Annotated in this window: 10 protein-coding genes; 3 read left to right on the forward strand and 7 right to left on the reverse strand. The window is 35.1% G+C overall.

Features of this window, described 5'->3' with window-relative positions; all coding sequences use genetic code 11:
• Window positions 1–21: 21 nt before the first annotated feature.
• Genes AC1Z3T_RS03580 through AC1Z3T_RS03590 form a run of 3 tightly spaced genes read right to left on the reverse strand, consistent with a single transcriptional unit; the run spans window position 22 to window position 5199 of the window.
• Window positions 22–732 carry a hypothetical protein gene (locus tag AC1Z3T_RS03580; RefSeq protein WP_100885334.1) on the reverse strand — a complete coding sequence of 237 codons (711 nt, stop codon included), beginning with the start codon at window positions 730–732 and terminating at the stop codon, window positions 22–24.
• On the reverse strand, window positions 719–2329 hold the full coding sequence (locus AC1Z3T_RS03585) for a glycoside hydrolase family 19 protein (RefSeq protein WP_042088661.1): 1611 nt from the start codon (window positions 2327–2329) through the stop codon (window positions 719–721). The genes AC1Z3T_RS03580 and AC1Z3T_RS03585 overlap by 14 nt, the downstream gene beginning before the upstream one ends.
• Before the next feature lie 2 nt (window positions 2330–2331).
• Window positions 2332–5199 carry a type VI secretion system Vgr family protein gene (locus tag AC1Z3T_RS03590; protein ID WP_483396465.1) on the reverse strand — a complete coding sequence of 956 codons (2868 nt, stop codon included), beginning with the start codon at window positions 5197–5199 and terminating at the stop codon, window positions 2332–2334.
• 598 nt (window positions 5200–5797) lie between these two features.
• Between AC1Z3T_RS03590 and AC1Z3T_RS03595 the strand changes: the two genes are divergently transcribed.
• On the forward strand, window positions 5798–7096 hold the full coding sequence (locus tag AC1Z3T_RS03595) for an MFS transporter (protein ID WP_004830535.1): 1299 nt from the start codon (window positions 5798–5800) through the stop codon (window positions 7094–7096).
• Between the two features lie 98 nt (window positions 7097–7194).
• Window positions 7195–7530, forward strand: a complete 336-nt coding sequence (locus AC1Z3T_RS03600) for a hypothetical protein (protein WP_005031871.1) — start codon at window positions 7195–7197, stop codon at window positions 7528–7530.
• A 354-nt stretch (window positions 7531–7884) separates the two neighbouring features.
• Here the strand turns inward: AC1Z3T_RS03600 and AC1Z3T_RS03605 are convergent, their stop codons facing one another.
• Together AC1Z3T_RS03605 and AC1Z3T_RS03610 are read right to left on the reverse strand one after the other, a co-directional pair.
• Window positions 7885–9912 carry a DUF4034 domain-containing protein gene (locus AC1Z3T_RS03605; RefSeq protein WP_100885336.1) on the reverse strand — a complete coding sequence of 676 codons (2028 nt, stop codon included), beginning with the start codon at window positions 9910–9912 and terminating at the stop codon, window positions 7885–7887.
• Window positions 9909–11894, reverse strand: coding sequence for a DUF1266 domain-containing protein (locus tag AC1Z3T_RS03610; RefSeq protein WP_100885337.1), 1986 nt, complete (start codon window positions 11892–11894; stop codon window positions 9909–9911). The genes AC1Z3T_RS03605 and AC1Z3T_RS03610 overlap by 4 nt, the downstream gene beginning before the upstream one ends.
• Before the next feature lie 175 nt (window positions 11895–12069).
• Between AC1Z3T_RS03610 and AC1Z3T_RS03615 the strand changes: the two genes are divergently transcribed.
• Window positions 12070–12771, forward strand: a complete 702-nt coding sequence (locus AC1Z3T_RS03615; protein WP_100885338.1) for an SIR2 family NAD-dependent protein deacylase — start codon at window positions 12070–12072, stop codon at window positions 12769–12771.
• Window positions 12772–12824: 53 nt separating this feature from the next.
• Here the strand turns inward: AC1Z3T_RS03615 and AC1Z3T_RS03620 are convergent, their stop codons facing one another.
• Window positions 12825–13823, reverse strand: coding sequence for a DUF4349 domain-containing protein (locus AC1Z3T_RS03620; RefSeq protein ID WP_046760773.1), 999 nt, complete (start codon window positions 13821–13823; stop codon window positions 12825–12827).
• A 134-nt stretch (window positions 13824–13957) separates the two neighbouring features.
• Window positions 13958–15415, reverse strand: a complete 1458-nt coding sequence (aspA, locus tag AC1Z3T_RS03625) for an aspartate ammonia-lyase (protein ID WP_100885339.1) — start codon at window positions 15413–15415, stop codon at window positions 13958–13960.
• Window positions 15416–15442 lie beyond the last annotated feature (27 nt).

A 15442-nucleotide genomic window follows, 5' to 3' on the forward strand; every position in this document is an offset into this window, starting at 1 on the left:
CTATTCTTGAATAAAAAATTTTTATAAAATTTCAGACAATCTAATATAACCTTTTGTTAACTTATACTTTCCTTTAAAAATTATACTTAAATAATATAGCCCATTAATTTTAACAACATTATCAATATCAAATTCATCACCCTCAACTAAATATTTTTTTGTTAAAATAAAAGACTGATTAAGTAAAAAGACTTTCTTTTTATTTATCTGTGCATTCTTAATTATTTTTTTTGAATCATCTTGTAAAGAATAAACAGGCACATTATCTGCATAAATTTTACTCAAATTCAAACCATTGCCGAGTGTTTCCAACTCTTGCAATAAAGAATATTTCCCATTTCTCAATGCATATATACGTGTATATGTTATAGCTCCAACTTTATAATTTTCTATAATTTGCTTCTTTTTATAATCTACAATAGGGTCATTTAAAGGGCTTAAATAAAATTTTTCTGCCTTATTTCTTGATATATCAAATATTTGATATAATCCACTAGGGTTACAATCATTTGTATAATTTACAAATAAATATTTTCTATCATCATTTGTTAATTTTTCAATAGAAAAAGCATCTTTATTAAAACAATAATTATTATCTGTAAATAGAAAAATATTCTCACCCCCATGTTTAAAATAAATTTTATGATTTCCAATAAACAACTCATCATTAGCAGACACTAACATTGAATAAGATAAAAATATTATAAAAATAATTATTTTACTTAAACCCATTTCTCTTCTCAACCTCTCTTAATATTTTAAAAAACAATTTTTTCCTTTCTGCCAGACCATTAATACCACCATTAATTCTTCTACTTACTTTATCCACTACAACTAAATGATGTGAATCAGTATATGTAGCATCTAAATCAGTATAGCCATTACGGACTAAAGTATCTGCGTTTTTAAACTCATTAAAAGCCCATACTGCACTTTCTACAGCATGAGAAAGGTCATTGCACAATAAATCTGAATTAGTAACCACATCAAGCCCAGAATAATTTTTGTACTTAATATAAGCACTTTTCCATGTAAGTTGAATTAATCCCCTACCTTTATATTTAGGTCCATCACCTGGTGTCGTATTTCCTTCTGATATGATTTGTTTACGACGTCTACATGCTCGGCTTTTTTGAACTTCGCATACTGATTGAGGAAAATTCGAAATGTCATAGTCTTTCCCACTTGCGTATTCAATCAATGTATTGAAGTGATCACATTCGTGGTAGATTTGAGCAAGAAAATGACAAAGAATTAGCTTTTCTGTCATATTATATTTTAGTAATACTTTATTTAAAACGGGTAAAAATTGTTCTGGGGTTGTGTCCTTTGTGGGTCTGCCATTCATTTCATTACGCCAAAATAACTTTTTTGCTCCATATACTTCTTTAAAAAAACTCAATGAAATAATTTCTCCAGAAATACTGTCCTCTATACGTCTAGAAATATTTGGTTCATTTAATGCAGTTCTTCCATTTAGAACATCTACATTTAACTGTAAATCAATAAACTCTTCTTTTACTCTTCTAACCATAAAATCTACTGAATCTAAAGGATTTCCATCTGGTTTAAAAATAGTTAATTTAATTTTTTGACCAACCCAATTACTTAATTTCAATTGTCCTTTTTTAATTTTTAGATTCTTTTTTTGATTATTATCAAAAATCATCTCTACATCTACATCATCAACTGCATAGTGTTGACCTGATTTATCCAGTACCTTTATTAATGTTGTCCCTTTAAAACTACTATACTTTTCGTTTAGCCTAATTAGTATTGGTTGCTTTGTTCCATTTCCAGAATTTCCAGAAAATTTAAGTTCAAATTGATCTCTAGAGTTAAGCACTAAAATTTCAATATCTCTATTCGATGATGACAAAACTTCTACAATACCCTGATTATTTGTATATTTGTCAGGAGAGTTATTTTTTCCTTTTGGTCTGGATTGAATTGGAAAATTAACCATAATTCTTCCATTACTATCTACTACTTTAAACAAAGTACTCACTATTCCTTTACTTAAAGAATTATTTACTTTTTTATAATCATCAATAGTCTTAGGTAATAAAACGACAACTGGATTGTTTTCTGAGCTTTCTATGGATGAATTTATAGTTTTAAAAATTATATACCTTTGCTGATTTGGTGGTTTAGCAAGAATTTCAATTGTTCTATTACGGGATGCCTGAAATACAAAAAAACCTTTGTTATCTGTTTTTCTAGTGTTGTCTTTAGATGAACCTAAATATCTTGATTTGACATCTAAATTTATTATATATTTTCCAGAGCTATCGAAAAATTTTGCAACAATAGTTGTTAGTTCAGACATTATTAAAAATCCTCTTCAGTATAGACATCATTATCACTAGATTCAAATAAAGCTTCTTCTAATAATTCATCTTTATTTTTTCCATCTAAACGTTTTTGCATGAAAGAAACATTTGAAGAATCAAAACCTAATGCAATAAATTCAGCTTCATGCAATGTATAAAAACGTAAAGAACTAATGGCTTTTTTTTCATTTAATTTATCAGTTTCAAATTTTATTAAATTTTTATTTTGATCTAAAACAAAAATTTCCTTTTTATTGCCAATATCATCATTCCAACTATAATCAATTCTATTGCTATATAATGTTTTTGGCATAGGCAAACTTATTTTAGTACTAAGTACATGCACCCCTCCCTCAAACTTTTGTTGCCCAGACTTTACCTCAAACATTCGATCTGTTTCACATAAAATACCAGCACCGTTCAAGGTAATCCTTGAGGATTTGCCTGTAATCTGAACTTCTTTCGAGCTATTGATTTCAACACGGTTTTCTGTCGAAGATATTGTGATCCCAAGTTTGGCAAATATATCTAGAGCATTTGCCTGCGCATGAATATTAAATTTTCCCTGTGCTGCGATAATGTTGATGCCATTCATCACTGAAAATAAACTTATTTTATTTTTGGCATGCACAATCCAGTTCTTTTGCGTACTAAAGTTAATGCTGTCACCAGCAATTTGATTGATTTGGGCATCCGCAGATAAATGGATATTTTCAGGTGTGCTTAAAGCAATCCCATCTTGGGAACTGAGTAAAAGCACCGCTTGATTAAATTTGGCAATTTCTTGTTGGAGCTGTTGAGCAAATATTTTAAGTTGCTCAACTGATTCTATTTCATCGGTCTTTTGCTTCTTGGCGATATCACTGAGTACTTTACTTTTGTTTTGACTGTCTTCAAGTTGTTTCTTGGCAGGCGTTGCATCAAGATGATCGCCTTTGGCTTGGTCTTGAGTATAAGTGCTTAGCAATAAGCCTTTCCCTGCGCGTACTGCGCCCCATTGGTCCGTTCTTAATTCAAAACCTTCTCCTCGCCCTTCACTGGTCTCGGTTTCTTTTGGATGGCTTAAATTCCCAAGATTCAGTTGGCTTGTCGCATGACTGCTGTGTAACTGAGTACTGATCTGGTTGGTAGTATCGTCAAAGCGCAGTTGATTAAACCCATCAGATTTATATTCCTTAGTTTTGATCCCTGAAAGTTTTTTAGTATCAGGGAGCTTTCCTTGGTCATCAAACTTGGTCGGATAGCGATACCCTTCATGAATTCGTCCCACTACAAAGGGTCTATCAATGTCACCATCACTGAACGAGATCATGACGATCTCTCCGACCCTCGGTAAGAATCGTACCCCATAGCCTTCTCCTGCCCATGGCGTTAATACATCCACCCAAGCTGAGTCAGTATCATTATCGTTCGCGCCTGCGCCACCATCATGTTGGTGGTCTTCGTGACGGGTAAACAAGAAATTTACCTTAATCTGACCTCGTTCATTAACATAGATTTCCTCCCCACTCGGTCCGACTACTCTCGCTCGCATTGGATATGTAGTAGGTCGATGTTTCAGCGGATTGTATTCAGGGACAACGGCTATATTGCGTCGTTGTAGCAGCAACTGATTGGCTTGGCGTTGTTCGCTGTTGTTTGTGGTGATATGGGTGAGTTGCCATTGGCTTTGTTGGATGAGTGCTTCGACTTGGTGAGTTAAGTCTTTCGGTAAATTATTTTGGTGATAAAAGGTTTTGGATATAATCAGAAATTGCCGATCGGCAACATCCTTTAGATCTAGGTTTGGATGTTGGTTAAGCTCAAAGTAATAGCCAACCTGCGCATCTCTTACTGTCGATATAGCGATAAATTGTTTAGTTTGTAACGCGTAGTAATCGCTGAGGTTTTGGTTAAAGCGCTCAACCTGATTGTTACCCGATGGCGTTACTCCATCTTCTCCATTCAAATCTTGGGTCCATGCAGGGCTAAACTGCCATACTTGTTCTAAACCTAAACTGGCATTGTCATAGTTTTCACTCTGCTGATACTTACTTAAAATATTGCCTGCGCCTTCTTCTATATCTAACATATCAGCTTGCCATCGTTGAATATGTACAGACGTCGGTTGAAGTGAACGTAAACCTGTCAATGCTGTGATGGTGTCTTGCTGTTCGACAGCCGAACTTCGATGAAAACGGATAATGCGACGTTCTAAACTTTTATATTGAGTATTGTCATCAATTAAACGTAGCTTTTGAGGTTGGATTTGTTCATTAAAATAAGACACTTTAAGCTGTGTCTCATCAATTAAAGTCGTCACGCCTTCCGATGCTAGAAGCCTTTGAATAAGATCTATATCTCGTTCATTATTCTGCATAATGAAGGGTCGAATATCATAGTCTTTGGTTAGACCACTTTTATCCAAAGTCAAACTTGAAGCAAACAGTGGAGATCTTTCTCGCCATTCATTAAATATGACTTCTACTGCCTGTAAAGCAGACATATTCATAAATACTCGCGAGTTTCTTCGATACTTCCAAAGCGCAGTTGGGTCTTCTACAGAAAGGCGATAAATTGTCAACGCACCATCCGAGGAACCCAGCTCAGCTTTTGTCACAATTCCTGAAATGCGATGCAACTCAGATCGGTCATTGACCATATCAACGGCTACACGACACCCAATAAAGCTTTTTAAGGCGATGTTGTTTCGTGTAGATAAACAAATAAGTTGTAAATTCAAGCCATCATTGATGGTATGTGTCCCATCGATACGTTGCAAGAATACATGGGCAGCCAAATTGGGATTGCTAAATTGAATATGTAAAGCCCGTTTTTGAGCAGAAAGTCCCATTTTTTCCAAAACAAAATTAATATTATTAAACATGATCTATTGTGTATTTTTTCTAAATTCACCATCACCATATAATAAAATATCATGATTTGTCTACCACAAAGTATTTTTCACATGAAACCTAATTAATTGATTTATTGATAATTTTCACAGTATTTTATAAATTACAGTATATATTATGAAATTAAATTTATTGCATGATTGCCTATCAATTCTGTGAGTTATTATATAATTTATAGTTATTTTTATATAAACATGACAAATAAAAACTCAATTCACCATTCCCGTTAAAATTCTCATTTTATTCGATCAGTTTAAATATGTTTTTAACCAAGGAAATTTAAAAATTATAAAACTCGTAAGTACACTAAACATGTCTGATTATTAATGTTATATATTTATTTTTATAACATGCTATTAATCTATAAATTCTCATATTACGCAAATAAAAACAATAGCATTCATGCATAATTTTATAGATTGACATGTAGTAAGCTGTGTATTTTTTGTTCCAATGTCGCTTTTCATTCATGATTTAAATCTAAAATCATCAAAAGAATTTGGAATTTAAAAAGTCTAATTTTCTCATTTTTAAACATAAATTATTGCAGCACAAAAATAAGGATGTTTTATGACTGAAACACATACCTACGCGCCTCACGAAAAACGTAATCGTGTCATGGCTATTGTCGGCGCTGCATCTGGTAACTTAGTGGAATGGTTTGACTTTTATATTTATGCCGCTTTTGCCACCTATTTTACCCATGCATTAACTGCACCCGATATGAATGACTCCACCAAAGCAATTTATGTGTGGGGTGTTTTTGCTGCCAGCTTTTTTATGCGCCCAATCGGCAGTTGGTTATTTGGATGGATTGGCGATACTTTTGGGCGTAAAAAGTCGATGATCATTTCCATTAGTTTAATGGCGGTCAGCTCATTTTTATTTGCAGCACTTCCAACCTATGAACAAGTCGGTATGGCTGCCCCATTTTTATTGTTAGCGGTCAGACTTTTGCAAGGGCTTTCAGTAGGTGGTGAATATGGGACAGTAGCCACTTATATGAGTGAGGTGGCTTTAAAAGGTCAACGTGGTTTTTACTCATCATTCCAGTATGTAACCCTGTCTGGCGGACAGCTCTTGGCGAGTCTACTTGGCGTGATCATGTTGGCACTGATGTCAAAAGAACAGCTTATGGATGGTGGATGGCGTATTCCATTTATCATTGGCGGGGTAGTTGCGATTCTTTCGTTCTTTGCTCGTCGTCATTTGAAAGAAACACTTTCTGAAGATGATGGACGTAAAGAAGGTTCAGGAAGTCTAAAAGAGTTACTGACCAAGAATTGGAGCACCTTTTTACTGGTGGTTGGTTATACCTCGGCAGGCTCTTTGTGTTTTTATATCATCACGGTATATTCAAAAACCTATATCACCAGTTTAGGGTTTGCTGATAAAACAGTGGGTTATATGATGACCATTGCATTGTTTATCTTTATGTGCGCTCAACCATTGTTTGGAATGCTGGCAGACCGAATTGGTCGTCGATCGTCCATGATGCTGTTTAGTATCAGTTGTGCAATCTTTATTTATCCAGTCATGGTAATCGCTATGCCATATTTTAGTGGTTCAGCATTTATTGTGACCGCATTGTTGGTGTTCTTAATGATGTTACTGAGCTTTTATACCTCTATTAGTGGACTGGTAAAAGCTGAGATGTTCCCACCGCATATTCGTGCATTAGGCGTTGGTTTTGCTTATGCCGTCGGAAATGCAATTTTTGGCGGTTCAGCCCCCGCTGTCGCGCTTAAATTAAAAGATTTAGGACATGAAAACACGTTCTTCGTTTATGTGATTGTTATGCTGATAATTTGTTTATTCTGTAGTATGCAACTACCGAAACAACCCAAATATTTACATCACGATCACTAATCTCTTGCAATGATTTAAGGTCTGTTTATACAGACCTTAAAATTTTCATGTAAAATATAGCATTAAATCATAAGACTATAGAATATCTTGAGGAAATAATGAAAAAACTCTCACTTATATTTATATCTTTCGCGATTAGTCTGAGTGCCTATGCCAAAACACAAAACTATATTTTGGTGGATGGTGGTGGTGTAGATGACCTTTCATTAATGTTGAAAAATGTACAAGGTAAGACGATTCATGCCTACTGCGATCAGAAATGTGGCAAATGGTTTGATCCAGATGAAGAAATAGATGGACAAACACTTAAAAAGCAATACTTTGAAAAAAAAGTTCAAGCAGACATCAAATTAGAGAAAAATGCAGGACGTGTTGCAGGTCCAAGTGACGATGAATCATTTTATTTCATCAAACATATTAAATTATTAAAATAATCCCCCTCTACACTTTGCAATAACACCAGCGAATCTTGAATCTAACTTTGTTTAAAAAAACAAAGTATCGATATGGATGTCGCCATATTGAGCTGGGGTATATGAGCAAAGACAAAGCGCTGCTTTGATTACAGCGCAAGAATGCGATTCAACAAAAAATTTACTTAGCAAAGTAAAGCATCGCCTACAAAAACAATTTAAACTTTGGATTCAAAGGGCGGCTACAAGCTTTATATGATCAAACGATAGATTTATCGCATTGATTTTATTGATCTAGAAATTATATTTAATGTCTATTTTTCAAAAGATTGACTATATAAATTTCTGATCAACACCTTGACCATGAAACGCCATTTAAAACAATACGTCCTGTCGACCCGGCATATCTTCAACGGGGATTTTGTCAACTGTAAACTGATATTTCAAAATCTTTTTCATCGAATCTGTTTCAACCACAGCAATTGCATCAAGCACATCATCGTTTTCAGGTTCTTGTAAACGTGCTGCCTCACACCATTTGACTGCCATCGTATAATCAAAGTAGTGCGGACGATTGGCTTGATCCGCGTAAAGCCTTGCTAATGCACTCATTGCCTTGATATGCCGATTCCAACCATGCGAAACCAATTGCGGAATAATAACATCACCCAGCTCAGGGTAATAACTGTAGTGATATAAGCGATCAGCATATAGGTCTATGATGTCATCTTCAAGTTCTTGATACTCATAAGTACCATCTGTGCGTGATTTTTCAAGTCCTATTCGTGCTTGTTCAAAATAATCCAAACTTTGTTTTAATAATGGAAATGGGTTGCTTTCATCATCTTTAATGCCCCGATTAAGGTAATTTACCCCCATATTATACATGGCAATATAATGCCCTTGTTCAGCAGCTTTGTTGGAATACTTCTTTGCTATATCTACATCATATAAACTCGAATCTTCTCTTGAATGAATATAACCACTGGTAAAACTTGGGTTGACATAACCAAGTTCTGATGCGGCGTGTAACATATCAATCACATCAGGATAGCTTTCAAGTTCATCAAAACTTTTATAAACACGATAGAAGCAACAGTATTCACCTTCAGGAAAAGCTTTAGGTTTTTCTAAACTTTTAGCGAACTCAAACCAAGACTGAGCCACCAATGGATTTTTTTCTACACCAGACCAACCATGCTGAGTAAGTAATCCATAAAGAACCGCTGCGCTGGCTAGGGTTTTACGATTGGAAATAGCAATATGACCTAAAAAATCATGATCTTTTGCATATTTAAACCAATAATAAATAGCACGTTGCAAATCATATTCATCAAATACATCATGCCCAATCGTATGCAAATAACAATCTAGAATTTTTGCATCAGACTCATTCAACAAAGTATAAAAATACGCCAAACGCAAATAAATCTTAGCGCGATTTTTTTCACTCAAAGGACGTTTTAATAAGTCTAAAGCGATTTGAATATGTTTTTTAATCTCGCCCGTTTGATCATCGGAATAGCTGTCCTCTACCGAGTCGTACCACATCACAAAGTGAAGTTCATTTTTTTCAATTTCAGTAAAATGGTCACACCAATCAGATTGTATAAACTCGATGATTGCCTGATAGTTATAGCCCCAACGTGGCAATAAATACCAGCAATAGTCAATTGCAGCAACAAGACCATACTGAGACTGATCAAGAAAAACTTTCAACCAAAATGCCGCTTCATTTTGCGGTAAATCCAATTCAGATTTTAAATCCAGATACGGTTTAAGCATGTCTGGAATTTGTTGAGGCAATGTCAAAGCTAAATCTGTTGATAATCCACTTAACTTGGCAATTTTCTGTAATTTGGGCTTAATGACATGTTTTAAATTTTGTGGTTGCTTTTGTTTAAATAGCCACTTATCAAACCATTTTGGTTCATCCAGCTTTGCTGCTGCATTGAGTAAGTGAATCACAACAGTCCAAGCATTTGGAGAAAAAGCGATTGCCTGCATTGCAGTTGTATAAATCTGCTTTTGTGCTTCACGAGCACAATCCCACATATCTTCTGAAACTTGATTTGCCCAAGTTCCCCCGCGATATTCTGAAGCCCAAAATGCCCAATAACGTACCTTGATCACATAAGGAAAAAAACTCTCAGGGTATGTTTTTGACCACTCTTCAAGGTGCTGAAGTGCCTGAGGTCCTTGATTTAAAAACATCTCAGAAAACATTTGATAAGGGTAAGCAAACCAATCACTTTCCCATTGAAAAGCACTTTTCTCAGTACGGCTATTCCATAGTTGGGTAAAAAATTGCTCTAAGGCTTCATATTGTCTATTTTCGAGTAGACCCAGTGGATATTGCCCCTCTTTTCTTAAAGTTTCATGGACATACTCAGCTTTAATCATGATGAAGCTCTCATACTGTAATCTGGGGATGTTCGAGCGGAATCAAACATAATGGGATGGATTTTTAAGTCTGCAAGTTCTGGTAAAAGTGTTAAATTCCAGTCCAAAGATTTCCAATTGCATGAACGTTTTTCAAGGTATTGCTGGATTTCATGGCGTGCAGATTTATCATAATTGTTATAGTCCGAGTGGCGCACAATCAAGTCAATTTCACGACCTTGTGCATAATATTGCCCCATTTCCTGCCAGCTTGTACAACACTCTTGGATAATTTGAGCCGAAGCCAAAATGTATTGCCAAGCTTCATCTTCACCGACATATTCAAATTGATGCAATAAGCGCATCATGATAATTTTTTGGATGTGGGCATAGACCAAAACATCACGATAATAAGGTCGAACCTCTTGATTCAAATCATACCAACCATATAAGTCGCCAACATAAAAATACTCTTTTAAAAAGAATTCAATTTTTTGCAAACGTTCAATTTGACTATTCTGTTCTAGTTTCAAAAGTTGGTCTAAATGTGTTCTAAATTTTGCTTCATGATTTTTAAAATCATCAAGCATTAATGTATCCACATCATCACAAGAAATTTTATTGCGTACATAAATTAAATCACCTGTTGCCAAAGCCCATTTTTTTCTTTGATCTGCTTTACTTTTTAAAAATGGCATTGCAGGAATTGCAAAAACAAACATTAAAATTTTAAATATCCAGCCAATCCAAGGAATTTGACTGAGCATGCCTAACACTAAAAAAATGAGATAAAAAGGCAATAAGATCAAATGTAAGATAAGTGGAAGTGTTTTTTTCTTTTCAAATTTTAGTGGAATATTTAGTTTTCTTTGATCAAAATCTGTTTGATTAAATTGCATGACTTGTTGTATTAAAATATTTTGCGGGTTTTGAATGTATTCCTCTTTATTTGTTGCCAACATCATCCATTGTAAAACTGAGCTTTGTTGTGTACATAGATCCATTAAATCTGGATTTTGCATCACAATTCCTTCAACAACCAATGGATCGCTTAATTCATAAAAGTAAAAATATGGCAGTTGTTCAATGTGCAGTAAGCTATTTTTCTGTTGCTCAACTGAATCATCAATTTGCTGTGAGTCTAAAAGTTCAGGACGATATATAATTCCAAGATTCGAACAATCTGAATTGTGATTATTTTTTGGTTGAATATGATTTAAAAATAATAAAACATCATCCACATATTTTTTAACAGGAACTTGGTTTTGTTTCCCCTTAATTTGCTCAATGCACCACGCTTCACCATCCCATTCTAAACTAATGGTGACATGTGGCTTATTAGAAGCATCTCTTAGGCTAAAATAACGAAATAGACCATATTCTTTCTGTGTCACATAATGCTCACCATAGCCATCTTTAAGCTCAGTCAGGTTAGCGAACTGCCCTAGGCAATGTTGCATATAACGTGACTCAAAAGCCATCTCTTTACGCAACAACATTCCTGTGGCGGTAATTTCAATAAAACGTCCCGTATCTACCGCTAAAACCTCGCTAATCGCGTGTTCAGAACTGTCCCATTGCCCTTTTTCCAAACGCTTTTTCATTGCTTCATGATCTTTATGCCAAGCGTCTAACACTTGGTCATAAGTCATTTTCATGAATTTGCCTTTTAGATTTGTTTTGAGTCTGGAATTAAAAAATTCTAATAGTGGTTTTTCTAGCGACAAAATCTGTTCATGCAAAGGATCAATATACAGCATGTAGCTATCTGGTTGTTGTTCGAGTTTTTTCAAAAACCATGCAGGAATCGGCTGAGGTAACTGGCAGATTTTCCAAGCAGCAACTGAATTGACATGAAAGACAGGATTAAAATGTTTAATCACATATTCAAAGAATTTTTTTTCAAACCATTGGGTAATTTCTGGGTCATCTTTACGGCGTTGGCTACGTTCTACTATTGTTTTTTTAACTTCAGGTGCATTGACAATATCTCGTGTTTCCATGCTATTCCATTTAACGTATTTCTACTACATTACAGTCTGATTTTTATAAAAATATTCCAAATATCGAAATATTTAATGTGAATAGTTTATAACAAAATACTCCTTAGGAAATAGAATTCCCTAAAATTTAAATGTATTTATGTTATTATTTTAAAAATTTTCAAATGCTTATATGATGAAAAAAATTGTGATTTTCTCAGGCGCAGGAATGAGTGCGGAAAGTGGTATTGATACTTTTCGTGATCGTGGTGGATTATGGGAAAACTACAATATCCAAGAAGTCGCTACCCCTGAAGCATGGCAACGTAATCCTAAATTGGTTCAGCGTTTCTATAATGAACGTCGTAAAAACATACTTGAAGCTAAGCCCAATCTCGCCCACAGGATCATTGCTGAGCTTGAACAATACTTTGAGGTACATGTCATTACTCAAAATATAGATGACCTTCATGAACGTGCAGGAAGTCAACAGGTGATCCATCTGCATGGCAACATTCGACTCGCCAAAAGCTCAAAACCACATGCGGAATACAGCAATGAATTTTATCCCATTCAAGGTTGGAAGTTGGATTTAGAAAAAGATCAATGCCCTGAAGGTTATCCACTCCGCCCACACGTCGTTTGGTTTGGTGAAGCTGTGCCTGCTTATGAACAGGCAATCCAGACTGTTCAAGATACAGATATCTTTATTGTAATTGGTTCAGCCTTGGCTGTTTATCCTGTCGCAGGTTTGATTTATGAAATTCCACAATATTGTGAAGCATATTATATTGACCCTCAAGCCAGCCATTCGCGTGTACCAGTACAATTTGAATGTCTAAAAATGAACGCAACGGATGGTATGCAGCAACTTTTTGAAAAATTCACAAAGCATTAAAAAACCAGTGTAATTACACTGGTTTTAAAGACTTCATCATACACTTTGATGAATCATTTATTTTCATCATTTGGGTGAGCTTGCTCTTTCTTCTCATCCTTAATTGGCTTAGTTGCTAATGAATCATTGAATAACTTATTCAATAAAGGCTTCGTCACTCGATAAATAATACATCCAACCATGATCAGTAAATAAAGTGGCCAAATGGTCACTAAAATAACCAACAAGTCCAAAATAAATTGCCAACCGTATTGAACACCTTCCCAAGCGCGTTTCCAAAAACCATCACCATTTAAACGTGCTACTGCATCTACATCGACATCTAAACTTTCACGAACCATTGCTGGTTGTTTAATGGTGATACTAATGGTGCTGAAACGAACACGGTCTTGCACTTCAAGTTGTGTTAAACGAGAGATTTCATTCAGTTGAGACTGTTTAGTATCACTTGGTACAGTCTGAGTTTGTGCCATTTTTTCTTCCAATAGCTTTAACTCAAAACGTTTTGCGGAATACTGTTGCTGGTTCAAAAAGTACATTAAAGGCAACAATTGATTTACATACACAGCAGCTTTGTCACTAGGCACACGTACAATAATTTCTGCATGCGGATCAACTTTTTCAAAAACCCGAATTTTACCATCACCAATTTTTTGCGTTTGTTTATCTAACACATCAAAGCTGATATTTTTCTGCTCAATAAAACCACCCGCTTGAAAAGTAAGCTTATCGATTTCTAAAGCAGTTTTTACCACATCCTTAGCCGTAAAATTAACTTGTGCTTCTCGCACCATACGACGCGCTTTTTCTGCTTGACTGACATCGGTGCTTAAAATGGTTTCAGGCTTTTGTTCAGTTACAGGTGTGGTATCAACAGTATTTTCAGCAGCTTGTTCATTACTTTTTTCAGAAGCATCCGCGGCTTGTACAGCATCTTGCGCAACCACTTGTGAATCTTGTGCAGATGCACTTTCAGCAGCTTCTTCTGCTTTTTTTGCACATCCAGAAATTAGAACAAGACTAAGCGCGAGGATTAAATGTTTATTATTCATAAATTATTGACTTTAGTTAATGATTTTTAAGTTTTTGAGATTATAAAGACATTTTCCGATTTTTACCATGCATAAAAATACAGCATCGAAATGCTGTATTAAGAACTGATCTATTTTATTTATTTGATGCTTGTTTAACCTGTATGCACTATTTCATCATAAGACTGCACTGCAATTTCAGAAATCATATTTTCAAATGAGAAAATTTCATCTAACTGTTGTTGTGTTAATAAGCCTTGTTCTAATGCGACCTCTTGAATGGTTTTATTTTCAGCAATGCACTGTTTCCCGATTTCATCACATTTTGCATGCCCTAAAATAGGATCAAGTAGAGTAATGATGCCCACACTGCGCATTACAGCGTCATAGCAGGTTTTTTCATTGGCAATAATGCCCTGAATACATTTCTCATCCAAGGTTTGAATCCCATGAATCAATAACTCAATGGATTCATTCATCGAGAGCGCAATCACAGGCTCCATTACATTCAACTGTAATTGCCCTGCTTCAGCAGCAAAAGTAATCGCCAAATCATTGCCAATTACTTTAAAAGCAATTTGATTGACCACTTCAGGAATAACAGGATTAACTTTTGCAGGCATGATTGATGAACCTGCTTGCAATTCGGGTAAGCGTATTTCCCATAATCCTGTACGTGGTCCGGAACTCAGCAAGCGTAGATCATTACAAATTTTAGAAAGTTTGACAGCCAAACGCTTCAATGCACTGGAAAGAATGATAAAAACACCACAATCACTCGTCGCTTCGACATAATCTTCAGCGCCAATCAACTTTAGACCTGTTAAAGCGGTTAAATTATGATTTACTTGTGCTGCATAACCATGCGGTGTATTTACACCTGTCCCAATTGCAGTCGCACCTAAATTAATTTCCAATAAAAGTTCTCGTGTTTTTTTAATTAAACGTACATCTTCTTTTAATAGGGTGGCAAAGGCATGAAATTCTTGACCCAATGTCATCGGCACGGCATCTTGTAATTGAGTTCGTCCCATTTTCAGTACAAATTGAAATTCTGATGCTTTTAAAATGAGCGAACTGATCAAATTGTTCATTTTTTCAAATAACAGATCGAATGAATAATATGTCGCTAGACGTAACGCTGTCGGATAAACATCGTTGGTGGATTGTGATTTGTTGACATGATCATTGGGATGAATAATATCATATCGACCTTTTGCATAACCAAGTGACTCTAAAGCAATATTTGCAATCACTTCATTGGTATTCATGTTGATCGATGTACCCGCACCGCCTTGGTAAACATCCGATGGAAATGAATCTTTCCAGTCTTGAGGATTTTCAATCAACTTATCACAAGCTTGTTGAATGGCTAAACTCATCTCTTCCGATATTTTATTAAATTGAAAGTTGGTTTGTGCCGAAGCTTTTTTAACTTGGGCTAATGCGCGGATAAAAAAGCTTTGTTCACCGACAGTATGTTTAGAAATATTAAAATTTTCTAAAGCTCTAACGGTATGGATGCCGTAGTAACTATTTATAGGTACTTCTTTGCTTCCCAATAAATCTTTTTCTATTCTTGTAATTTCTGCAGCAAATTGGACTGTTTCCATGGGATATTCTCGTTATTTATGCACTAT

Source organism: Acinetobacter sp. B-6, from assembly GCF_056930735.1.

Excerpts from the sequence above, each read along its gene's own strand:
- AC1Z3T_RS03580 (WP_100885334.1), bottom strand. The coding sequence starts at position 732 with ATGGGTTTAAGTAAAATAATTATTTTTATAATATTTTTATCTTATTCA.
- AC1Z3T_RS03585 (WP_042088661.1), bottom strand. The coding sequence starts at position 2,329 with ATGTCTGAACTAACAACTATTGTTGCAAAATTTTTCGATAGCTCTGGA.
- AC1Z3T_RS03590 (WP_483396465.1), bottom strand. The coding sequence starts at position 5,199 with ATGTTTAATAATATTAATTTTGTTTTGGAAAAAATGGGACTTTCTGCT.
- AC1Z3T_RS03595 (WP_004830535.1), top strand. The coding sequence starts at position 5,798 with ATGACTGAAACACATACCTACGCGCCTCACGAAAAACGTAATCGTGTC.
- AC1Z3T_RS03600 (WP_005031871.1), top strand. The coding sequence starts at position 7,195 with ATGAAAAAACTCTCACTTATATTTATATCTTTCGCGATTAGTCTGAGT.
- AC1Z3T_RS03605 (WP_100885336.1), bottom strand. The coding sequence starts at position 9,912 with ATGATTAAAGCTGAGTATGTCCATGAAACTTTAAGAAAAGAGGGGCAA.
- AC1Z3T_RS03610 (WP_100885337.1), bottom strand. The coding sequence starts at position 11,894 with ATGGAAACACGAGATATTGTCAATGCACCTGAAGTTAAAAAAACAATA.
- AC1Z3T_RS03615 (WP_100885338.1), top strand. The coding sequence starts at position 12,070 with ATGAAAAAAATTGTGATTTTCTCAGGCGCAGGAATGAGTGCGGAAAGT.
- AC1Z3T_RS03620 (WP_046760773.1), bottom strand. The coding sequence starts at position 13,823 with ATGAATAATAAACATTTAATCCTCGCGCTTAGTCTTGTTCTAATTTCT.
- aspA (WP_100885339.1), bottom strand. The coding sequence starts at position 15,415 with ATGGAAACAGTCCAATTTGCTGCAGAAATTACAAGAATAGAAAAAGAT.